This is a genomic window from Methylomonas rhizoryzae, from assembly GCF_008632455.1.
GTDB classification, from domain to species: Bacteria; Pseudomonadota; Gammaproteobacteria; order Methylococcales; family Methylomonadaceae; genus Methylomonas; species Methylomonas rhizoryzae.
Genome location: NZ_CP043929.1, coordinates 3125519 through 3147193, shown reverse-complemented (window position 1 = coordinate 3147193; position 21675 = coordinate 3125519). Strand labels below are relative to the sequence as shown.

General features: G+C 53.2%; 24 protein-coding genes. 16 read left to right on the top strand and 8 right to left on the bottom strand.

The genetic code is table 11. From position 1 onward, the window contains the following. The first annotated feature begins 134 nt into the window (after positions 1-134). Entirely contained in the window at positions 135-515 is a 381-nt protein-coding gene (locus F1E05_RS14040) for a group I truncated hemoglobin (RefSeq protein ID WP_150049499.1), read from the top strand. Between the two features lie 62 nt (positions 516-577). On the opposite strand, the gene F1E05_RS14035 is transcribed toward F1E05_RS14040, so the two are convergent. Next, the gene (locus F1E05_RS14035; RefSeq protein WP_150049497.1) at positions 578-2086 is read right to left on the bottom strand and encodes a phenylacetate--CoA ligase family protein; all 1509 of its coding nucleotides are present in this window, start codon (positions 2084-2086) and stop codon (positions 578-580) included. Between the two features lie 88 nt (positions 2087-2174). On the opposite strand from F1E05_RS14035, the gene F1E05_RS14030 reads away from it, so the two are divergent. Next, complete coding sequence (locus F1E05_RS14030) at positions 2175-3134, top strand: MDR/zinc-dependent alcohol dehydrogenase-like family protein (RefSeq protein ID WP_150049495.1); 960 nt, start codon at positions 2175-2177, stop codon at positions 3132-3134. A 42-nt stretch (positions 3135-3176) separates the two neighbouring features. On the opposite strand, the gene F1E05_RS14025 is transcribed toward F1E05_RS14030, so the two are convergent. Beyond that, complete coding sequence (locus F1E05_RS14025; protein WP_150049493.1) at positions 3177-3392, bottom strand: TraR/DksA C4-type zinc finger protein; 216 nt, start codon at positions 3390-3392, stop codon at positions 3177-3179. A 60-nt stretch (positions 3393-3452) separates the two neighbouring features. Continuing rightward, the gene (locus tag F1E05_RS14020; protein ID WP_150049491.1) at positions 3453-5198 is read right to left on the bottom strand and encodes a proline--tRNA ligase; all 1746 of its coding nucleotides are present in this window, start codon (positions 5196-5198) and stop codon (positions 3453-3455) included. 157 nt (positions 5199-5355) lie between these two features. On the opposite strand from F1E05_RS14020, the gene F1E05_RS14015 reads away from it, so the two are divergent. Further along, positions 5356-5994 carry a response regulator gene (locus F1E05_RS14015; RefSeq protein ID WP_150049489.1) on the top strand — a complete coding sequence of 213 codons (639 nt, stop codon included), beginning with the start codon at positions 5356-5358 and terminating at the stop codon, positions 5992-5994. A gap of 43 nt (positions 5995-6037) precedes the next feature. Here the strand turns inward: F1E05_RS14015 and F1E05_RS14010 are convergent, their stop codons facing one another. The 3 genes from F1E05_RS14010 to F1E05_RS14000 form a co-directional block, all read right to left on the bottom strand. After that, positions 6038-6943 (bottom strand): NAD(P)-dependent methylenetetrahydromethanopterin dehydrogenase, encoded by a 906-nt coding sequence (locus F1E05_RS14010; RefSeq protein WP_150049487.1) that lies wholly within the window; start codon positions 6941-6943, stop codon positions 6038-6040. Positions 6944-6991: 48 nt separating this feature from the next. Further along, positions 6992-7900 carry an NAD(P)-dependent methylenetetrahydromethanopterin dehydrogenase gene (locus tag F1E05_RS14005; protein ID WP_150049485.1) on the bottom strand — a complete coding sequence of 303 codons (909 nt, stop codon included), beginning with the start codon at positions 7898-7900 and terminating at the stop codon, positions 6992-6994. A gap of 98 nt (positions 7901-7998) precedes the next feature. Next, a complete protein-coding gene (locus F1E05_RS14000) occupies positions 7999-8793 on the bottom strand; it encodes an inositol monophosphatase family protein (RefSeq protein WP_150049483.1) in 795 nt (264 codons plus the stop codon). Between the two features lie 84 nt (positions 8794-8877). Between F1E05_RS14000 and F1E05_RS13995 the strand changes: the two genes are divergently transcribed. From F1E05_RS13995 to F1E05_RS13965, 7 genes are all read left to right on the top strand, one after another. Then, positions 8878-9600, top strand: coding sequence for an RNA methyltransferase (locus tag F1E05_RS13995; protein WP_150049481.1), 723 nt, complete (start codon positions 8878-8880; stop codon positions 9598-9600). 6 nt (positions 9601-9606) lie between these two features. Next, positions 9607-10359, top strand: coding sequence for a serine O-acetyltransferase (gene cysE / locus F1E05_RS13990; RefSeq protein ID WP_150049479.1), 753 nt, complete (start codon positions 9607-9609; stop codon positions 10357-10359). An 86-nt stretch (positions 10360-10445) separates the two neighbouring features. Next, positions 10446-10931: a Fe-S cluster assembly transcription factor gene (locus F1E05_RS13985; RefSeq protein WP_150049477.1), complete on the top strand. Its 486-nt coding sequence runs from the start codon at positions 10446-10448 to the stop codon at positions 10929-10931. After that, positions 10931-12034 carry a cysteine desulfurase family protein gene (locus F1E05_RS13980; protein WP_150049475.1) on the top strand — a complete coding sequence of 368 codons (1104 nt, stop codon included), beginning with the start codon at positions 10931-10933 and terminating at the stop codon, positions 12032-12034. Before F1E05_RS13985 ends, F1E05_RS13980 begins: the two co-directional genes overlap by 1 nt. Positions 12035-12043: 9 nt before the next feature. After that, entirely contained in the window at positions 12044-12367 is a 324-nt protein-coding gene (locus tag F1E05_RS13975) for a HesB/IscA family protein (protein ID WP_150049473.1), read from the top strand. 324 nt (positions 12368-12691) lie between these two features. Then, positions 12692-13162 carry a hypothetical protein gene (locus tag F1E05_RS13970; RefSeq protein ID WP_150049471.1) on the top strand — a complete coding sequence of 157 codons (471 nt, stop codon included), beginning with the start codon at positions 12692-12694 and terminating at the stop codon, positions 13160-13162. A 26-nt stretch (positions 13163-13188) separates the two neighbouring features. Beyond that, positions 13189-13845, top strand: coding sequence for a DUF2076 domain-containing protein (locus F1E05_RS13965; RefSeq protein WP_150049469.1), 657 nt, complete (start codon positions 13189-13191; stop codon positions 13843-13845). 80 nt (positions 13846-13925) lie between these two features. On the opposite strand, the gene F1E05_RS13960 is transcribed toward F1E05_RS13965, so the two are convergent. After that, complete coding sequence (locus F1E05_RS13960) at positions 13926-14132, bottom strand: SlyX family protein (RefSeq protein ID WP_150049467.1); 207 nt, start codon at positions 14130-14132, stop codon at positions 13926-13928. 132 nt (positions 14133-14264) lie between these two features. On the opposite strand from F1E05_RS13960, the gene F1E05_RS13955 reads away from it, so the two are divergent. Genes F1E05_RS13955 through F1E05_RS13935 form a run of 5 tightly spaced genes read left to right on the top strand, consistent with a single transcriptional unit; the run spans position 14265 to position 17487 of the window. Continuing rightward, entirely contained in the window at positions 14265-14567 is a 303-nt protein-coding gene (locus F1E05_RS13955) for a DUF6763 family protein (protein ID WP_150049465.1), read from the top strand. A gap of 9 nt (positions 14568-14576) precedes the next feature. Next, entirely contained in the window at positions 14577-15425 is an 849-nt protein-coding gene (locus F1E05_RS13950) for an ATPase (RefSeq protein WP_150049463.1), read from the top strand. Positions 15426-15437: 12 nt separating this feature from the next. Then, entirely contained in the window at positions 15438-16502 is a 1065-nt protein-coding gene (gene metA / locus F1E05_RS13945) for a homoserine O-succinyltransferase MetA (RefSeq protein ID WP_150049461.1), read from the top strand. Positions 16503-16505: 3 nt separating this feature from the next. Next, on the top strand, positions 16506-16970 hold the full coding sequence (locus F1E05_RS13940) for a nucleoside deaminase (RefSeq protein ID WP_269473485.1): 465 nt from the start codon (positions 16506-16508) through the stop codon (positions 16968-16970). Positions 16971-17019: 49 nt separating this feature from the next. After that, the gene (locus tag F1E05_RS13935; protein WP_150049457.1) at positions 17020-17487 is read left to right on the top strand and encodes a GNAT family N-acetyltransferase; all 468 of its coding nucleotides are present in this window, start codon (positions 17020-17022) and stop codon (positions 17485-17487) included. A gap of 103 nt (positions 17488-17590) precedes the next feature. Here F1E05_RS13935 and F1E05_RS13930 read toward each other — a convergent pair whose 3' ends face one another. Further along, complete coding sequence (locus tag F1E05_RS13930; RefSeq protein ID WP_150049455.1) at positions 17591-18640, bottom strand: threonine aldolase family protein; 1050 nt, start codon at positions 18638-18640, stop codon at positions 17591-17593. A 268-nt stretch (positions 18641-18908) separates the two neighbouring features. Here F1E05_RS13930 and F1E05_RS13925 point away from each other — a divergent pair, with 268 nt between their 5' ends. After that, entirely contained in the window at positions 18909-21671 is a 2763-nt protein-coding gene (locus F1E05_RS13925) for an EAL domain-containing protein (protein ID WP_150049453.1), read from the top strand. Positions 21672-21675 lie beyond the last annotated feature (4 nt).

Below are 21675 nucleotides of genomic sequence, written 5' to 3'. Positions count from 1 at the left end.
CCCGATTACGCCGGGTTGCCTATCAATGGCTTACCGGCGTAGCCGCACCAATTCGTCCGTGGCGTTTAAGAATTTTTTGACGTTGAGCGGGACGAGTTTCACTTTAACGATAACAATAATTTTAGAGGGTAAGTATGAGTGAAGTAGCGCAAGACTCGTTGTTCGAGCGTATCGGTGGTGTAGCGGCGGTTAACGCGGCGGTGGACGTGTTCTACCATAAAGTGTTGGACGACTACCGCATCAACCGCTTTTTCGACAAAACCGATATGGCGAAACAAGTCGAACACCTCAAAGCGTTCATGACGGTTGCAATGGGCGGGCCGAATAACTACAGCGGCCGTTCGTTGCGCGATGGGCACGCGCGTCTGGTGAAAATGGGTCTGAACGACTCGCATTTCGACATCGTTATGGAGCACCTGGGGGCTACCTTGCAAGAGCTGAACGTTCCCGCAGAATTGATTGCCGAAGCGGCTGCCCTGGTAGAAACCACGCGTCCGGAAATATTGGGTAAATAACTCGGGGAGGTTTGCCGGCAGTTGCGCGCAACTGCCGGCAAACGCCATACGACCTCCCGATTTTAGGATTTTCGCGTATAACGATGTTTAACGCCGGCCGGAAAATATTCCGGGTCGGAAAAGTTGTGTAAAGTTACCTCAGGCATTTGCCGCTCCGGCGGCGTGTAGTTGGCAAATTCGCTGTTCAGGCGCAGCAATTGAATTTTTACGGACTCGGCTATCGTTGCCGCCAGTGTCGGATCGGCTTGCACAGCCGGCAACAACTCCACTGCGACATGTAATAATTTGTCGCCTTCCGCGTCTTCTTTTACCTCCAATACAAATTTGCCGCTGGTCCAACCGGGTATTTCCCCTTGTTCCAAGCCGACTGTGACGTTTTCCGGATAAATATTGGCGCCGTAAAACGATACGGTAAAGTCGGCGCGACCGAACACGAATACGAAGGGCAAAGAACGCGGCGTGTAGTCGGTCGGCAACTCCAGATCGGCGCAAGTGTTTACTCCCTGAGCGCGTAAAAACGTCCACATCTCGGGAAATTGGATCACTCCGCCCTTGTCGGCGATGTGGTAGCGCAGCAAAGGCACGCTGTTCTCGCCGCTGACGACCAAGGTGCCCTCAGCAGTTTCAAAATAGCGGCTGCACGGGTCGAACTGTACCAACGTCGGCAAACGGGATTCGCCGAACAGATCCCGCGCAGCCTGCGGATTGTTGGCCAGCCAGCGCCTGATCGCGATGCTAAACGGGGTTTCGTTGCCCAGTACCCCGCCGTCGGCCGTGCCGTAGAGCGAGGCTGAATCGAAACAAGGTTGCTTGGCTCCGATGCGCGCGTAGACCAGGTTGCGCCATTCTTCGCTGAATACCTCGCCGGCGAACACCAGCTTGGGTTGGTAGTCGCTCCAACGAATGCCTTCCACGGTGCCGGCATCGACGACGTCTTTGATGAACGGCGGATATCCCAACAGCACCAATTGTTCGAACTGCGGCGCCAGTTCGCGCACGACCCGAAAGATTTCGGCTTTGTTGTTGCCCGGCGTGGCGACTAACAGCGGATAACCTTTGCGCGCCAAATGCCAGCAGCACGAAGTGGTGAACAAGCCGCCTACCCAGTTGCCCAGCGCGAAGCAGACTATAGCTAAGGTGCTACGCCGGCCGGCCTGGAAACTGTCGGCGAATACTTGTTCGAATCGTACCGCGACGTCTGCCTCGAAGGCGGCCGAGCGTGGCCAAAACGTCGGTGAGCCGGTGGAACCCGAAGAGACGGCGATGCGGTCGGAACCGGCCAAACTGCCGCCTAAACAACGTTGCGGCAAGGGATAAGCGTGCATGTAGTCTTGTTTGCCCATTAACGGCAACCGGTGAAAATCTTGTGCCGTGCGGATTGCCTCTGGCTGAACGCCGTGGCGAGTGAGAAAATCCCGATAGGCTGGGACCTGGGTCGCACAACGCCGAAACAGATCCAAGTTTATTGGTTCGGCTTGTTCGGGCGGACGCCCGGCAAACCATGCGTCCAGAGGCGTAGCCAGGAATTGGTCCAGTGCGTCACAAGTTGAGTCGGGTTTGCTAGGGCTCATAGGTCGTATGCTTTCGATAAAAATACTAATGTAGCCGGTTTACGCCGTTTTAGGGCGCCATTTACGCCGGCGCGGAGTTAGCTTAACCATGCGCGGATTATATTTGGAACAAGGCTTGTCGTTTCGTCGCGATCTTGCACAGCCCTGGTTACAGCCGGGAGAAGCCTTGATCAGGCCTTTGTTGACGGGCATTTGTGCGACCGATTTGGAACTCTGCCGCGGATACGCCGGGTTTAAGGGCGTGCCGGGGCACGAGTTTGTCGGCGTGGTCGAACAAGTGCGAGATCCCGAACATCGGGATTGGGTCGGTCAGCGAGTGGTCGGTGCTATCAATATCGGCTGCCGGCAATGCCAAGCTTGCCGAACCGCGTGTCCCGAACATTGCCGGCAGCGGCGGGTGTTGGGGATACGCGGTAAAGACGGGGTTTTCGCCGACTATTTCAGTTTGCCGGTGGTCAATCTGTATGCGTTACCCGAAAGCGTGCCGGACCTGGAGGCCGTATTTGCCGAGCCGTTGGCAGCGGCCTTACGCGTCTTGCAGCAGCTTGACGGGTTGGACGTCGAGCGTGTTCTAGTCTTGGGCCCCGGACGCTTGGGTTTGTTGATTGCCTGGGTGTTGGCCGAGGCTGGATATAGCCTGACAGTTGCGGGCAGGAACGAAGCGTCGCTGGCGTTGCCGAAAAGCTGGCAATTGGACACCGTGTTGGTCAGCGATCCGGACGATTGCAGCCAAACATGCGTGGTAGACGCGAGCGGCAGCCCGGAAGGGTTGCGGCAAGCGCTACGCCTCTTGCAGCCGCGCGGAATATTGCTGTTGAAAAGTACCTTTGCCGGCGGCGAGGCTGTCGACTTGAGTCCTTTGGTGGTCAACGAGATCAGGCTGCTCGGCTCTCGTTGCGGACCTATGGATTTGGCGGTGCAGTGCTTGGCACGGCGTACCCTGCCGGTGCAAAGCATGATAGACGGTTGCTATTCGTTGCAACAAGGACGGCAAGCCTTTGCCCGCGCGGCTGAACCCGGCGTTAGAAAAATCGTGTTGACCCCTTAGGTTAAAGGGGTTGGGGCGACTGCATGTGGCGGGGACGGAGCGTCAACCGCCTTTTTCCAATGCAGTCTGGCACGTCAGGCAATATTTACAAGCGATTGCTTGACGGCGCGCTTCCGGTATCGGCTCTCCGCATTCTTCGCAGTGCGTGGCCGAAACGCCGCTGTACATATTCTTGCGGGTTTCGGCCACGAAAAGCTCGGTCATTTTTTCCATGCGTTCGGCGATGGCGTCCGCACCGCCGGCCCAAGCTGTAGACATTGATATACCTTCTGAAAATAATACGGCCCCTTCGTAGTCCTGCTCGAAAGGGCGCTGACGTCAGGCCAGTTTCTGCTTGATAAAATCGACGATGTGGTCGAACGGCACTTCCTGGCTTTCGGTATCCGTGCGGCCTTGGTATTCGACGGTACCGTTGTCCAAGCCGCGGTCGCCAACCACCAAACGGTGCGGAATGCCGATCAATTCCATGTCCGAGAACATAAAACCGGCCCGGACTTTGCGGTCGTCCAGCAGTACCTCGACTCCCGCCGCCAGCAGGTCGTTGTAGATTTTTTCGACGGTGTCGATCAAGCGGTCGGATTTGTACATATTCATCGGACAAATCGCGACTTGAAACGGCGCCAATTCGTTCGGCCAGATGATGCCGCGTTCGTCGTGGCCTTGTTCTATCGCCGCAGCCACCACGCGCGAGATGCCGATGCCGTAGCAGCCCATGATCATGGTTTGGTTTTTGCCGGCTTCGTTGACCACGGCCGCCTGCATCGCTTCGCTGTATTTACTGCCGAGCTGGAAAATATGGCCTACCTCTATGCCACGGGCGATGGTCAGCTTGCCGTTACCCTCCGGGCTGGGGTCGCCGTCGACTACTTGGCGGATGTCGTGCCAGCAATCGTCGGGTAAAGGGCGGTCACGATCCCAGTTGACACCGGTCAGGTGGTAGCCGGCCTGGTTGGCGCCGCAGACGAAGTCGCTCATGTTCTCAACGGCGAAATCGGCAATAGTTAGTCCATGGAAAAACTCCTGTCCTTCAAATACTGGTCCGATGTAGCCGGGACGGCAGCCAAATTGTTGTTCGATCTCCTCGTCATGCGCAAAGCGGAAATCACCAATCGCTTTTTGAAGTTTTATTTCATTGAGTGCATGATCGCCTCGCAAAAGAATCATTAAATAATAGTCCCGCATCTGATAAGTGTTCGTGTCGAGATCTTGCCGGACTACCATAAGTGTTTTCAGGATTTTGTTAGCGGGAACCTGCAAAAACTCGCTGACTTCGGCGATGGTTTTTTTGCCCGGGGTTTCCACGGCGGTTTTTTCCAAGGTGGGGTGGGCGCGATTAAATACCGGCCGGTGTACTTGGGCTTTTTCGACGTTGGCGGCATAGTCGCCGGCATCGGAAAAAGCAATGGCGTCTTCGCCGGAATCGGCCAGAACGTGAAATTCATGGGATACCGCGCCGCCGATGGCGCCGGAGTCGGCCATCACCGCGCGGAATTTCAAGCCGAAGCGCTTAAAGATGTTGCTGTAGGTTCGATACATCACGTCGTAGGTTTGCTGCAGCGACGCTTGGTCCAAATGAAACGAGTAAGCGTCTTTCATGACGAATTCGCGCGAACGCATCACGCCGAAGCGGGGACGTATTTCGTCGCGGAATTTGGTTTGAATCTGATAATAAGTAACCGGCAGCTGCTTATAGCTTTTTAGCTCGTTACGGGCTATGTCGGTAATGATTTCTTCGTGGGTTGGGCCCAAGCAGAAATCCCGTTGATGTCTATCTTGCAGGCGGGCCAATTCCGGCCCGTATTTTTCCCAGCGGCCGGTTTCTTGCCATAGTTCGGCGGGCTGCAGGGCGGGCATCAACAACTCTAAAGCGCCGGCTTTGGTCATTTCTTCCCGGGTGATTTGTTCGACCTTGCGCAACACGCGCAGGCCGAGCGGCAGCCAAGTGTAAATGCCGGCGGCCAATTTGCGGATCAAGCCGGCTCTGATCATGAGTTTGTGGCTGGCGATCTCGGCATCGGCGGGTGTTTCTTTGACGGTGCTGAGCGGAAATTGTGAGGTGCGCATGTTGGTAGACAGTTCCGAAGCGAAAAAGCTATATTTTACCGTTTAAGCGGGCGGCTGAGAATTTCCGTGGTACGGGGCAGGGCGATAGGGCTTTGAAGTTTTGCTAAATGCCGTTAAATTTGGGAAACTGTAGCCAATATTAGGGACCTTGGGACGTATGATTAGGGTACTGCTTGTTGATGATCATGAATTGGTAAGAAGTGGTATCGAAGCTTTGTTAAACGCTGTCGAGGACATTTCTGTGGTTGCGGTATGCGATTGCGGGGAAAAGGCGTTGAAACAGGTCGAGGATACCTTGCCGGACGTGGTGTTGATGGATGTCAATATGCCGGGCATGGGTGGTTTCGAGGCGTGCCGGCGAATTTTAATGCGCTTTCCTAAAGTAAAAATCATTGGCTTGTCGGTACACAACGGTGGGCCGGTGCCGCACCAATTGCTGAAATTAGGGGTAGGTGGGTTTGTTTCCAAGGCTTCTCCGGTCAGCGAAATGGTGGCGGCAATCAGGACGGTGATGGACGGTAAACGTTATTTGTGCCAAGAGGTTGCCAGTAATCTGGTATTCGAAGCCATCGAAAGCGAAGAGATCTCCCCGTTTTTTCAACTCTCTCAACGCGAAGCCGAAGTGACGCAAATGATACTTAGGGGCAAAAGTATTCAGGAAATCGCCGGGGCTTTGGCATTAAGCGATAAGACGGTCAATACTTACCGATACCGCTTGTATTCCAAATTGAAAGTCAAAAACGATGTGGAGTTAACTCGTTTGGCTTTGAAATTCAATTATTTCGAATCGTTTTGAAAACCCGCTGCCCAGACCGGCAGCGGGTTTCTAATAGTAGTCGTCAGACTAAGGTGCGGGCTTTTCTGAACGCTTCTCTAAAATCAATCGTAACCGGCATTTCGACTTCCAGCATTGATTTTAGTAACTCGTGTTGCAAGCGGTATTTCAGATTGCCAATTGCTAGTGCACCTACCCCTAAAGCATTTGGCGCCTGTACGGCATGTACCAACGGTACGGCCATGTCGTTGCTGTTGATGCCTTCGATGCCTGCCGGCGGAACCGCGTTGACGTCTCCCGCAACTTTCAAATGTTGGGTTTGTCCCAGCACGGCTGCGCTCAAGACGCGTATGCCCGCTTTGGCGGTACAAAATACGATATCGGCTCCTTCCAGCAATTGGATTTTTTCCGCGTCGTTACGGGCTGCTGCACCGGTCATGTTGGCACCAAAGCGGCGGTTGTATTGTTTGGCGGCATCCGTTGCAGTGTCAACCGATAGGTGATCGATCAAAGTCGTTTCAGCGCCTTCCAACGAACAGAGAACCCCTGTCGCTATGCCGACCGGACCGGTACCGCCGAATACCATTGCTTTGCAGTCTTTCAGGGTTTTACCGTGATATTGAATCAATACTTTTTCAACGCAGGCCACTAAAGCTGCCGCGGTTGTAAATGCGCCGCTCGGGTCAGCAAACACCGAAACCTGGAACGGCGGCATCATGGCCGGCTTGGTCGCTTGCAACATGTCGATTGCCATGCCGATGTCGCGGCCGCCGATGAAAATGCCGGTTTTTTTGGTTCCGGACGGGCTGCGGGAAAATATCGCGTCTTGGGTTAGAGTCTGGATGTTTTCCAGTTTAACGTTCGAATAGGGCATCAACACATCGAATCCGGCGTCTAACGCCATATTGATGTCGAACGGGCTGTTGTTCGGCATGGGATCAAACATGTGAAGTATGCTGCGTTTAGACATCTACTATTTTCCTGGTTAGTTAAACGAATAATAGCACTGGTTTGCGCGTTAGCTGGCGGATTCGATAAACTCCCTGGCTACTTTGAATGCATGTTCGAAATGCAAAAATAGCGCTTGATCGCTTTCCAGCATGGTTTTAAGCAAACGGCTTTGTGCTTGGTATTTTATGTTGCCTATCGCTAATGCGCCGATGCCGACCGCTCCGCTTTTGGAACCGGTAAGCGGTTTTCCGCTGTCGAAAGCATCCAAGCCGGCGATACCGGCCGGTGGAACGGCATTGACGTCGGCAGCGACTTTAAGTTGCGGCGCTGCGGCAATTTGCTCTGCGCTCAATAATTCGATGCCGGCTGCACCGGTAGCGAATACTACGTCGGTAGTTTTTAAATATTCCGGCTTATCGGAGTCGACACCGGCAAGGATGTTGATTTTACTGTCACCGAATTCTTCGCTGCACAGTTCCGCGATGCGTTGTGCTTTGTCCAGCTGTCTCCCAATGATACGTACATTGGCGCCCGCTTGAGCAGCCAGAACCGCCGCCGCTTGTCCCACCGGCCCGGTGCCGCCCAGTGCCAGTACGTTTTTGCCGGCTAAATCGGTGCTGAATTTTTCCGCTAATTCTTTTTCTACGGCTGCGACCATGCCGGCGGCCGTTGTGAACGCACCGCTAGGATCGGCGAATACCGATACTTCGAATGGTGGGACCATTGAGTTTTTGGCCATCTTTAGCATGTCCATCGCTTGTTTGGTTTCGCGGCCGCCGATGAAAATCGCGGTGCGCCTCAAACCTTTGGGACTGCGGGAAAAAATGGCGTCTTGTACCAAACCTCTGACTTCGCTGGGTTCGACGTTGATATAAGGAATCGCAGAGATCCAGCCGGCATCCATCGCCATGTTGACGTCGAACGGGCTAAGGTTTTTGGCTGTAGTCAGCATGTGTAGGATGAAGGGTTTTTCCATGATTGCCTCTGAATATTTTAATTTTGACCAACAAGTATAAGAGAAAAGGTTGGCCTGTCACAATTTTCGTCGAATTGGCCGGTTTAGGCTTGCGCCGACTATTTTAGTTTGTCGGTGACGTGCGGCTCGATTGCGTGATACATCAATTGATGCATGCGCGGATTGCCGACTATGATGTTGCCGGATTGCAAGTATTTGTCGTTAAAGGAAAAGTCGGTTGCGACACCGCCGGCTTCATGAATCAACAACACGCCTGCGGCGATGTCCCATTCCTTCACGCCGATTTCCCAATAAGCGTCTAAGCGTCCGCAAGCGACGTAGGCCATGTCCAGCGCGGCGGCGCCGGCGCGGCGAATCCCGGCCGTGTCGGCGGCTATGGCGGTGAACATGCCGAGATAGGCGTCTATGTGCTCCATGGTTTTGAATGGAAAGCCGGTGCCGATTAATGCCCCGCGCATGCTGTTTTGTTTGGTTACCCGGATACGTCGGTTGTTCAGCATGGCGCCGCCGCCGCGTTCGGCAGTGAACAACTCGTCGCGGATCGGGTCGTAGATGACGCCGATTTCCAACTTGTTTTTATGTTTCAAAGCAATCGACACCGCATATTGCGGAAAGCCGTGCAGGAAGTTGGTGGTGCCGTCCAGCGGGTCTATCACCCAAGTATAATCGTTGCCGGAGTGCGCGCCACTTTCTTCCGCCAGTATGGCGTGATCGGGAAAAGCCGCGCGCAATACCTTGATGATTTCCTGTTCGGCGGAGCGGTCGACTTCCGATGCGTAATCGTTGCGGCTTTTTTGGTCTATCGTCAGTTTTTCGATGTGATAGGAAGATCGTTGAATGATGTCGCCGGCGCTACGAGCTGCGCGGACGGCAATGTTGAGCATTGGATGCATAACGGCAGGAGTGGCTGGTAAATCCTAAATAGAATAGCAAATCTTTTGCTAAAATCGACGGCTTTTTATGAATCGGTGGGTCCTTTGTTAAGTGGATTCAAAGTCGTTTTGGTGGAAACCTCGCATCCCGGCAATATCGGTGCGGTCGCCCGCGCCATGAAGAATATGGGCGTGGGGCAACTGCGCTTGGTGAATCCCAAAACGTTTCCGCACGCCGATGCGACGGCACGTGCTGCCGGTGCCGACGACGTATTGAGAAACGCCCGAATTTATTCTTGTCTAGCCGACGCTGTCGCCGACTGCGAAATCGTCTTAGGCGCCAGTGCGCGTGATAGAACCATTAGCTGGCCGAGTGTGACAGCCCGTGAATGCGCGGAACGTTGGGTAGGAACGAATGAATGCAATATTGCCTTGGTGTTCGGCAGGGAAAATAACGGATTGAAAAATCACGAATTGGATTTATGCCAATTTTTACTGCGTATCCCTTGCAATCCGAATTTCAGTTCGTTGAACTTAGCCGCCGCGGTGCAGGTGGTTTGTTATGAATTGTTTGTGGCGTCAGGTAGAGAAACCGTTAGTTCAATCGGGGACAGAGGAGAGCAGCCCTTGGCGTCCGCCGAGCAGATGGAAGGGTTTTATCGGCATTTGCAGCAAACCATGATCGATATAGGCTTTTTGCAGGCCGATCGCTCGACAAGCATGATGCGCCGCTTGCGGCGAGTGTTCAACCGGGCGCAGCTCGATGCCAAGGAATTGGATATTTTGCGCGGAATTTTGCGCTTTTCTCAAAATCACAATTTGAAATAACCGTTTATGTTGAGTCGTCTTAAAGAGGATGTTCAGTGCGTGTTTGCGCGTGATCCGGCTGCGCAATCGGTTTTCGAAGTCATTACTACTTATCCCGGGTTCCATGCGTTGTTATTGCACCGCGGCAGCCATTGGTTGTGGCAGCGCGGATTGCGCTGGCCGGCCCGTTATCTGTCTTTTTTGTCGCGTTGGTTGACCGGCATAGAAATTCACCCCGGCGCGCTGATCGGTAGGCGTTTTTTTATCGATCACGGTATGGGAGTGGTGATAGGAGAAACGGCGGTGATCGGCGACGACTGTACTCTGTATCACGGCGTTACCCTTGGCGGGACTAGTTGGAACAAGGGTAAGCGCCATCCAACCCTAAAAAACGGCGTAGTGATCGGAGCCGGTGCTAAGGTGTTAGGGCCTATCGATATAGGCGAAGGCGCTAGAGTCGGATCCAATTCGGTTGTGGTCAAGTCGGTGCCGGATGGGGTGACCGTGGTCGGAATTCCCGCGCATATCATCGACCCTAAAGCCAAGCAAGACCAAGCCAGACGTGATGCCATAGCGCAGAAAATCGGTTTCGACGCCTATGGGACCGCCAAGGATATGCCTGATCCGGTAGCCAATGCGATCAACTTGATGTTGGATCACATCCATCAAATGGACAAACAAATCGAGATGATGTGTGCTGCTTTGAGCGAAGCGGGCATTTCGTGCGGGGAACAGAAAATACCGGCACTAAATGATTGTCAGATCAAAGACAAAGATTAACTTATCCTGCGGTGAATACTTGACTGATTTACTGGGTTTATTTATATTGCCCTCACATTCAATGGGCTTAATCTAAGGGGGGCTCTATGCGACTCACGACTAAAGGACGCTATGCGGTTACGGCGATGCTTGATCTTGCGTACCATAGCCAGAAAAATCCGGTGACCTTGACCGATATCGCGACTCGGCAAACCATCTCGCTGTCTTATCTGGAACAATTATTCGCCCGCTTGCGCAAAGCCGGTATGGTTAAAGGCGTTAGAGGTCCGGGAGGCGGTTATACGCTGAGCCGAGGCGCCTACGAAATCAACGTGGCGGATATCATCGAAGCCGTGGACGAGCCGGTTGATTCGACCAAATGCGGCGGAAAAGCCAATTGTCATAACGATCAACCTTGTATTACCCATGATTTATGGATGGGATTGAGCGATCAGATCCGCGCGTATCTGAAACAGATTTCCTTAGGTCAGTTGCTTGAACGGGAAGCCGTTAGCGAAGTGGCTAAGCGGCAAAGCAAGCAAGTCGAGCAAGTGGTGGATATCCAAACGATTAAGGAACGCAGAATGGCGTAATGATTTATCTGGATCATAATGCTACTACTCCGGTCGATGAGCGGGTAGTCGAAGCAATGTTGCCGTATTTGCAGCGTTTTTACGGCAACCCTTCCAGTCTGTATAGGTTCGGGCGGATAGCACGTAGCGCGGTCGACACCGCTCGAGAACAAGTGGCTGCATTAATCGATGCAAGCCCGAACCAAATCACTTTTACCAGCGGCGGTACCGAAGCGAATACGCAAGCGTTGGCGTTTGCCAGAGGGCGAGCGGTTTGGCTGTCGGCCATCGAACACCCTTCCGTATCGGACAATGCTAGCGGCAATCGCGCGCACTATCCGCAGATAGGCCAAATTCCTGTCGGCCGTTCGGGCTTGGTAGCCGAAGCGACGATTGCCGATCTGCCGTTAAAGCCCGGGGACTTTGTGTCTTTGATGCTGGCCAATAATGAGACCGGTGCCATTCAGCCGGTCCGGTTTTTGGCGGCAGCGGCGGTGGAAAAAGCGGTCATTGTGCATACGGATGCGGTGCAGGCTTTGGGGAAAATACCGGTGAGTTTTCGGCAGCTGGGGGTGAGTTTGATGTCTTTGTCCAGTCATAAAATCTATGGTCCCAAGGGTTGCGGCGCGCTGGTAAGGGCCATGGATACCGAATTGCAGCCGCTGCTGTTCGGTGGTGATCAGGAAGCCGGATTAAGGGCGGGGACCGAAAATGTCGCCGCTATCGTCGGTTTCGGCAAAGCCGCGGAATTGACCAAGCTGGAATTGCAACACAGAATGGACTTAGCCAAGCACTTACGCCTAAGGTTGGAGCGACAACTCAGCCGTATTCCCGGGTTAACCATCTTTGCCGAAGCGGTAGAGCGTTTGCCGAATACCGTGCAGTTCGGTGTGCAAGGCGTCAACGGTGAAATGTTGCTGATGCGTTTGGATAAACAAGGCATAGCCGTTTCCAGCGGCTCGGCTTGCGCGGCCGGTTCCGATGCGGTGAGTCCTGTGCTGGCGGCGATGGGTCTGTCCGCCGATTTAGCGAAATCGGCTATTCGGGTGAGTCTGGGGAAGGATAATTCGGAAAACGATGTAGATAATTTTGTTAATGCGCTTAAAGCCTTGCTGGAAAAATAGGAGAATAGTATGACAATCAACGTAACCGAACGCGCTGCACGCCAAATTCAAAAACAATTGCAAAAGCGTGGTTCAGGCTTAGGTCTGCGCCTGGGGGTGAAAACCGCCGGTTGTTCCGGGTATGCTTACGTGCTGGACTATGCGGACGAGCAAGCCGGCGACGAGGTGGTTTTCGAACAATTCGACGTGAAGGTGTTAGTAAAGTCGGACGATTTGGATAAATTGGACGGAATTGAACTGGATTATGCCAGGGAAGGGTTTAACGAAGTCTTTAAATTTAACAATCCCAATGTTAAAGCTACTTGCGGTTGCGGCGAAAGCTTTAGTGTTTAAGGATAGGGCCGGGCTGTTGTTTCGCCCTTGTTCTTGGCGGGCGTTGTTAATGAATTTAAGAGCGAACGGTTTGAGTGATCATCGTCGCTACAATGCGCCTACCGTACTGAATGTTTGCGTTCGCACATTGAATTGAAATCGGCGTGGCCGATGGACTCATCCGCCCGCCGCTTTTTTCGAACGCCCGCATCAACGACACTGCTATCGAATTGATCGCCGGCATCTAAAGGTCCGATACCGAGAGGCGTTGAACAAAACTTCTATCGGTCCGGTCAGAGCGGGGGAGTTTGATTCTTGACAACTTATAACAATAACGAGGACACCATGCGCCACCTGATTTATTTATCGTTGGCTGCCGCGTTCAGTGCGGCCGCAGTAACCGTTTATGCCGAACCGCCAAGCATAACCGTACCGGACAATGTCGTTGCAAACATCATGAAACGTCATCCCGGAGCCGGTAATTTGCGCGGGATTAACGAAACGCATTTCGGTCAACCATTGTTGGAAGTGAGCTTTAAAGACCAAGAAGGCGTTGAAATTTTAGAACTTTTCAATGCCAAAGGACATTTAGTAACCAACGAATACAAAGTGGCAAACTTAGGAGAGGTCTCGCCGGAGGCCATGGCTGCGTTGAAGCAAGCGTTTCCGGAATTTGAACTACAACACGCTGAGCTCATCGGAAATCCTAACGGGGCCGGACAAGAGTACGAAGTGTATTTGCGCGCTAATGGAGTCAATTGGCGCGTGGCTCTGAACGATAAAGGCATTTTGCTGGACAAACGCCAAACCGATTGATTTAGCACGAATTTGAGGATTATTTTATGAATGTCAGCGAACGTGAACAACTCAATGCTTTTTTGCAGCAATTGACCGCCGTCAAGACAGCCGGTAAGGATGACGAAGCGGAGCGTTTAATTAATGAAGCGTTGGCCAAGCAGCCGGACTCCGCCTATTTGTTAGTCCAACGCTGCTTGTTGCAAGATCACGCATTGCACGCCGCACAAGCGCAAATCGCCGAATTGCAGCAACAGATCCAACAACGCCACCAACCCGGAGGCTCAGGCTTTTTGAATAACGATCCTTGGGCAGCGCCTGCGGGCGGCGGAGTTCCAGGGGCGGCCGCTTATCAAATGCCTCAGCAGTCCGGTGGCTCGAATAACCTAGGTCGTTATGCCGCTCCGCAAGCCGGAGGCTTAGGCTCCAGTTTTCTCGGCAGTGTCGCTACTACCGCCGCGGGCGTCGTGGCCGGATCGTTCTTGTTCCAAGGCATAGAAAACTTGCTGGGTCACCACAATACCGGCGCGGCTTGGGGGCAAGAAAATCACTGGGGTGGCGGGGGTACGCCGGAGCAAACCGTGGTCAACAATTATTACGGGGATTCCGATCAATTTGCCCAAGAAGAAGATAGCCAATTCTTAATCGACGACGCTAGCGATAGCGACTTCGACGCTGATGAATCGCAGAGCGACTGGATTTGACCGGGTTAGGGGGGGGACCTTTCATGGTTCCAATGTCGGCAGTGGCCGTGCCGAGTAGGCCTCATGGGTTAATCTTAAGACTAATAATGCGGCGGGCGCTCGTCCGCCTGATTAGGCAGGCGGTCGGCCTGCGCCAGGCTTTTGATTTTTTCGTGTAACAGTTTGCAGGTTTCTTCCAGCTTGCCGATTTGTTTTTGCTGTTCGGCAACCGCCTGGTTCAGGGTTTGAAGCAAGTCTTCCTGATAGGCTAGCTTGATTTCCAACTCGATAACGCGATTCTCATTCATACGGCTATAAAATGCAGGGTTAATCGCGTTTCATTGTAATCGAATCCCTGCTTGTAATGCCGGTTCGAAATTCACCCGATTAGCAATCTCGGCTATGATAGATTAACCATCAACCACAGCGAGGATGCGAAGATGACTACAATAACCGATCCGGTCATTGGCCGCTGGTATAAAGACTTCGAAAACGACCTGACTTTTAAAGTAGTGGCGATCGACGGGAAGGACGATACCATCGAGGTGCAGTACGCCAACGGCGATTTGGGCGAATACGACAACGAAGCTTGGTACGCGTCGACTTTCGATTACATCGAAGACCCGGACGATTGGAGCGCGCCGTTCGGTGCTTTGGAAGACGACGAGTTGGGTTACAGTGACCCGGATCGTCACGCCAGACCCGATCAGGAAGATTTAGATCTTAGTAACTATCTGGATTGAAATTACTTTATGAAAATGACCCCGCAACAATTTTTGGACTGGGAATCCAAATGCATCACTTTGCTGGCAATGTCCGGCGCCGGTAAGACCACTTTGTCGAACAAATTACCTAAGGACAAATGGTTCCATTATTCCGGTGACTACCGTATCGGCACCAAATATCTGGAAGAGCCGATATTGGACAATATTAAACAGCAGGCGATGGGGGTGCCTTTCCTGCGCGATTTGCTTAAATCCGATTCCATTTATATCTGCAGCAATATCACGGTAGAGAACTTATCGCCCGTGTCTACCTTTCTGGGTAAAATCGGTGACCCCGGCAAAGGCGGTTTGTCTTTGGACGAATTCAAGCGCCGCCAAGCCCTGCATCATCAGGCGGAAGTCGCAGCCATGAAGGATGTGCCGGATTTCATTCATAAAGCGGAAGATATTTACGGCTACCGACATTTCATTAACGACGCCGGCGGTAGCGTCTGCGAGCTGGATTGCCCGGAAGTGATAGAAGCCTTGGCCGAGCATACGCTGATCGTCTACATTAAAATTCCACCGACATTGGAACAAACCATTATCGAACGGGCTAAAAAGGATCCTAAGCCTTTGTATTATCGACCTGAATTCGTCGACGAAAAACTGGCGCAGTTTATGGCGGAACGTGGTTATCAATCGACCGACCAAATCGCTCCCGACGACTTTGTCAGTTGGGTATTTCCCGAGTTGTTTCGGGCGCGTGTGCCGCGCTACGAAGCCATTGCCGCGCAATACGGTTATACCCTCGATGCCGACGAGGTTGCGGGCATACAAAGCGAAGACGACTTTATCCAATTGATCGCGCAAGCGATTGCGCGGCAAAGTCACTAACGGACTTTCGCTATGCCGTTAGTTGCTCATACCGCGTTGCCCACTTTTCGCCGTTTGCAGGAAGAAGGCGAAGAAATTCTGACCCCGGATCGCGCCGAACACCAGTGCATACGCGAATTGCATATCGGCTTGTTGAATATCATGCCGGATGCGGCCTTGGAAGCCACCGAACGCCAGTTTTTCCGCCTGGTCGGGGCCTGCAATCAGATCGCTCAATTTCACGTTCATCCGTTTACTATCGACGGGCTGGAACGAGGGCCCGCTGCATTGGCGCACATTCGTACCTATTACGAAAGTTTCGAGCGCATCAAACAGGACGGTTTGGATGCGTTGATTATCAGCGGTGCCAACGTGACTCACGATCATTTGCAGGACGAACCGTTTTGGCGACCTTTAACGGAAGTGTTCGAATGGGCGCATCAACACGTGACTTCCGTTTTATGTTCGTGCTTGGCCACTCACGCCTTGATCCAACACAGCTACGGCGTGGAGCGCACCCGCTTACCGGCCAAGCGTTGGGGGGTTTTTCCGCATACTGTGGTCGATAAAAAACATCCGCTGGTGGCGGAAATCAACACCCGTTTCGACGTGCCGCATTCGCGTTTCAACGAGGTGTTCCGCGCCGATATGGAAAAGCACGGCTTGAAAATATTGGTGGCCGGTCGGGAGGCCGGGGTGCATTTGGCAGTGAGTCCGGACGGTTTTCGCACCGTGTTTTTTCAGGGACATCCGGAATACGACGACATCAGTTTGCTGAAAGAATATAAGCGCGAGGTGCTGCGGTTTTATCACGGCGAACGCGACGATTATCCGCCGTTTCCGGATAATTATTTCAAGCCCGAAATGCAAGCCTTATTGAGCGATTACGCGCAACAAGTCAAAAACGCCAAAGCCGCGGGGCAGGCGATAGCGCCCATGCCGGAAGCGCAAATCATCGATGAATTGGATATAACTTGGCGCGATTCGGCTAAAGCGGTGTTTAACAACTGGTTAGGTAAAGTCTACCAAATCACCAATGAAGATCGCCGTTTACCGTTCATGACCGGGGTGGACCCGGACAATCCCTTGGGTTTGTAAATCATGCATTCCAGCTTCCTACGCCGCGCGGTCGAACTAGCCGTCGATAACGTGGGACAAGGCGGCGGACCGTTCGGCGCTTTGGTGGTCAAGGACGATAAAGTCATTGCCGCCAGCGGTAACCGGGTGACGGCCAATCTGGATCCCACCGCGCATGCCGAAGTCTTGGCCATCCGGTTGGCCTGCCGGGAGCTGGGTAGCTTCCAATTGACCGGATGCACGCTTTACACCAGCTGCGAACCTTGTCCCATGTGTTTGGGGGCGATTTATTGGGCTCGGTTACAAGCTGTTTATTATGCTTGTAACCGGCAGGATGCGGCACAAGCCGGCTTTGACGACCGTTTTATTTACGATGAAATCGGAAAATCCTCCGATAACCGGTGCATCCCTATGATTTATCTCAAGCTGAACAATGCGGGATTACCGTTTCAGGCCTGGGATGATCTGCAGAGTAAAATCAAATACTAGGTAAATACCCCTTCATCCTTAAACGTTGCCGCAGATTAGCGTCGTCATTATGAGTCTACACGTCACGATTCGTAGCGCATTGCCCGCCGACGCGGAAAACATCAGTGCCCTCATTCAAGGTGAAGCCCATTACTGCACGATCCATCCAAACGGGGAGGGCGCACAGCCATTCTTTTCCTCTGTTACACCGGAAGCCATCGCCGGCTACGTTACAAGCCCGAACTTTATTTATCTCCTGGGCTACGTTGATTCAGAGCTGGCCGGGGTAGTAGCCGTTCGGGATGGTAGCCACCTTTATCATTTATTCGTGGCAGCCAAGTTTCAGCGCCGCGGTATCGCTTCGAGCCTGTGGGCAAGGGCCAAAGCTAAGGCTGTCGAAAGCGGAAACGCTCAGGGTTTTACCGTTAACGCCGCACCGCATGCGCTGCCTGTTTACGAACGGTTCGGCTTCGAAATCCAGGGGATCCGAGTTGAGGAAAACGGCGTTGCCTTTGTGCCGATGAAATTGCCCGGTTAGTTTGTGCAAGGTTAAGTAAAAATGAGGAATCCACGCTTCTTTCGCAGAGGCCGCCGTTAAGGTCTCGGCAGCACTCCCGTAGTGTGCGCAAACGGTTTGCGGGTTAGCGCAGCAAGTCGACGAAACGATCGACCTCGTGTTGCCGTGTGGCAAAACTGGCTACCAAGCGAACCAGGATTTCCCCGTCTTTCAACAAACCGGGCCGGGCGCGCGGCGGGTTCCACGGATAGAATACGGCACCGTTTTGGCGTAAGCGCGCGGCGACAGGTTCGCTGAATACGGCAAATACCTCGTTGGCTTCGGCCGGCCAAGCCAGCCGTGCTGACGACGAAGCGGCAATGCCTTGCTGCAGGCGGGCGGCCATCGCATTGGCATGGTTTGCCATCTGCAGCCATAAATCGCCTTCGAGATAGGCATCGAATTGGCAGGCGATGAAACGGCTTTTGGAAAACAACTGCGCCGCCCGCTTGCGAATGAAAGGCAAGTCTTTGGCCTGATCCGGATGCATAAATACCAAAGCCTCGGCGCACCAACAACCGTTTTTGGTCGCACCGAACGACACAATATCCACTCCCAATTTCCACGTCATTTGCGCCGGGGTTAACGCCAATGCCGCCAAGGCATTGGCGAAACGCGCCCCGTCCATATGCAGCGGCAAATCGTGCTGTTTGGCGATGTCGGCTATCGCAGCGATATGCTCCGGCTGGTATAGCGTGCCGATTTCGGTGGCTTGCGTGATGGATATCGCCATCGGTTGACCGGCATGGATAAAGCCGGGCGGGAAGCGGGCAATTTCCGCTTTTAATTGCTGCGGGTTTATCTTGCCGAAATCACCGTCTACCGGCGCTAAGCGGGCACCGTGGGTAAAAAACTCCGGCGCGCCGCATTCGTCTTCCAGCATATGCGCTTCTCGGTGGCAAAAGCTCACGCCGCCCGGACGGTTGACCGTCGCCAAGGCCAAGGAGTTGGCAGCGGTACCGGTGCCTACGAAAAACACCGCCACTTCGCGCTCGAACAGTTCGTTAAAACGCTGTTCTATGTGTTTGTCCTGCTCGCTGACGCCATAAGGGGCCGCAAAACCGCTAGCGGCGTCCAGTAGGCGTTGGGCGATGACAGGATGGGCCCCGGCCCAATTGTCCGAAGCAAAATTCATAGTTCTCTATCCCTCCTTGCAGCAACTGGAATCAGAAAACTGTCGGCAAAGTTTACAAGCGAATCAGAATGTTCCACCACGGTTTTCATACACGTTCACTGATGTTCAAATGGTTTAAGCATGGGATGTGTGCAGCATAGCAGGGAAGGCCGGCCGGGTGCTGAATTAAGCCCAGCGGCGCTAACAAAAGCCACTACACTAATTCACATCATGCAGGCATTACCTTGGTGAACAAATTTATTAACAATTACCGGCTTCCGACTCCGCTATGCCTATTTCGACGCCAGCCCCATTACAATCCGGCGAATCTCAAAGCGCCATCAATGTCGACGGCATAGAAATTTCCTGGAACACGCGAACCGGCGGCTGTACGTTTAGAGATATTCCGGTCGCGATGATGTGGATAGACTCTACCTTGGCCGGTTTGATGTCGGGTGTGGCGTCCATGGTGGGTCCGGAGCGGTTCAGTTTGGCGTTGCAGGCCGAAGGCCGCAAGAGCGTGGAATCCGATTGGTTGTTGATTCAAGAATATGCGGATTTCTCCGAAGGCTTCGCCCAGTTGAATTTGAATGCCAAAGTCGCCGGCTGGGGCGATTGGCAACTGGTGAGCTATTCCCCGGAAAAAAAACAATGCGTGTTTAGAGCCTTCAACAACTGGGAAGGCGCTTACCAAAAAGCCTTGGGCGTGTGTTGGGGCAGCGGCATGCTGGCCGGCAAATTGGCCGGCATTTGCGGCAAATTGTTCGGATGTAACTGCTGGGCCACGCAAACGCATTTCGTCGCCAAAGGCCACGCTTACGACGAATTCGTCGTGTCTCCGTCCGCACGAAATCTGGAAGCCGAAATCGAAAATTTGCTGCTCTCGGATCAGGCGACCCGCGCCGACATGGCGGTAGCGCTGCAGCGTTTGGAAAACACCCAACGGGTTTTACAAGAAAGCGAACAGCGTTACGCTCAGTTGATCAGAAACATTCCGGACGGCATTTATAGTTGGCAATTCGGTGCCGACGGCAACATGGGCTTCATTTATGTGAGTCCGCGTTTTTGCCATATCTTAGGCCTGGACGCTGCCGAGGTGTTGAAAAACTATCGCTTAGCTTTCGACGCCGTTCATCCCGACGATCTGGCCGGCTTGGAACAACGAAACGAATATGTCCGTACCCATATCACGCCTTTTCGCTGGGAAGGCCGTTTTATCGTGCATGGCCGCATACGTTGGATCAGTTTGTCGTCCGATCCTATCTTGCGAGCGGATGGCGGCAGCATATGGCACGGCGTCGTCAGAGACGTTACCGCGCTGAAGTCGGCGGCGGAATCGCAGCGGCTAGCCGCGTTGGTTTATTCCAATAGCCGCGAAGGCATGCTGGTCACCAATGCCGCCAACCGAATCGTCTCGGTCAATCCGGCTTTTTCGCGCCTGACCGGCTATGCGGCGGAAGAAGCCCTGGGGCAAAATCCGAATTTCATGAGTTCGGGCAAACATGATCTTGAGTTTTATCAAGAGATGTGGCACTCCTTGTATACCACCGGCCAGTGGGAAGGGGAAATCTGGAACCGTCGCAAGAACGGGGAAATTTACCCGGAGTGGTTGAAAATCGACACCATCTTTACCGACGACGGTCAGGTTAGCCAGCGCGTGGCACTGTTCACCGACATTACCGAAAAAAAACGCTCCGAAGCGACAATTTGGCGGCAAGCCAATTTCGATCCGCTGACCGGACTGCCGAACCGTTCCATGTTTTTGGACTTATTGGAGCGGGAACTCAAACGGGCGGAACGGGAAGAAAGCAAAATCGCCTTGTTGTTCATGGATCTGGATCATTTTAAGGACGTCAACGACACCCTGGGGCACCAGGTCGGCGACGAATTGTTGAAAATGGCCGCCAAACGCTTGCAGCGTTGCGTACGCGAAGCCGATACCGTGGCCAGATTGGGCGGCGACGAATTCACTGCGGTGTTAACCCATTTAAACGACGGCTCGGACATATTGCGGGTTGTGCGCGACATGATCGAGTGCGTAGCCAAGCCGTTTTACTTGGGCGAGCAGCCCGCTTACATCTCGGTCAGCATAGGCATAACCGTTTTTCCCGACGACGGACAGACTTCCGAGCTACTCTTCAAACAGGCCGATCAGGCGATGTATGCGGCTAAAAAACAAGGTCGTAATCGGTTTTGTTTTTTTACCGCCAGCTTACAACACGAGGCCGATCAACGGCTGCAGCTGACGCGCGACCTCCATGCGGCTATCGATACCCGACAATTCGAAGTTCATTATCAGCCGATAGTGGAATTACAAAGCGGTTGTATCGTAAAAGCCGAAGCCTTGTTACGTTGGAATCATCCCACGTGTGGCTATATCGATCCGGCGCAGTTTCTTCCGGTAGCGGAAGAATGCTTGCTGATTCAGGACATAGACGACTGGGTATTTAAGCAAGCCATGAGCCGATTAAAGGAATGGCGTCATTTAACCGGAGCAGACTTCCAAATCAGCGTCAACCAATCGCCTGCGCAATTTAAAGACAGCAACCGCAATCATGCCGAGTGGCAGGAAGGGCTGATGGCGATGGATACGGACTGTAAAAATGTAGTCGTCGAAATTACCGAAAGTCTGCTGCTGGAAAACCATCCGACTATTCGCAACCGCTTGTTGCGGCTCCGCGCAGCGGGTGCGCAAATAGCCATAGACGACTTCGGCACCGGTTACTCCGCTTTGTCTTATCTGAATAAATTTCCTATCGATTACCTAAAAATCGATAACTCGTTCATCCGAGACTTAACTTTTGACGCAACGGATTTCGCGCTATCCAAAGCCATAGTCAGCATGGCGCATGCCTTGGGTCTCAAGGTGATTGCCGAAGGCGTGGAAACTCGGGATCAACTGGCCTTGCTCGTAGAAATCGGCTGCGATTACGGCCAGGGCTTTCTGTTCGCAAAGCCGCTGCCGGCCCCGGAGTTTGAAAAACTGTTCAAAAACAGGTTGATGACGGATAGCGTAGCGCCAAGAAACGGTGATAGCGACCGTCTCGTCTGATCCT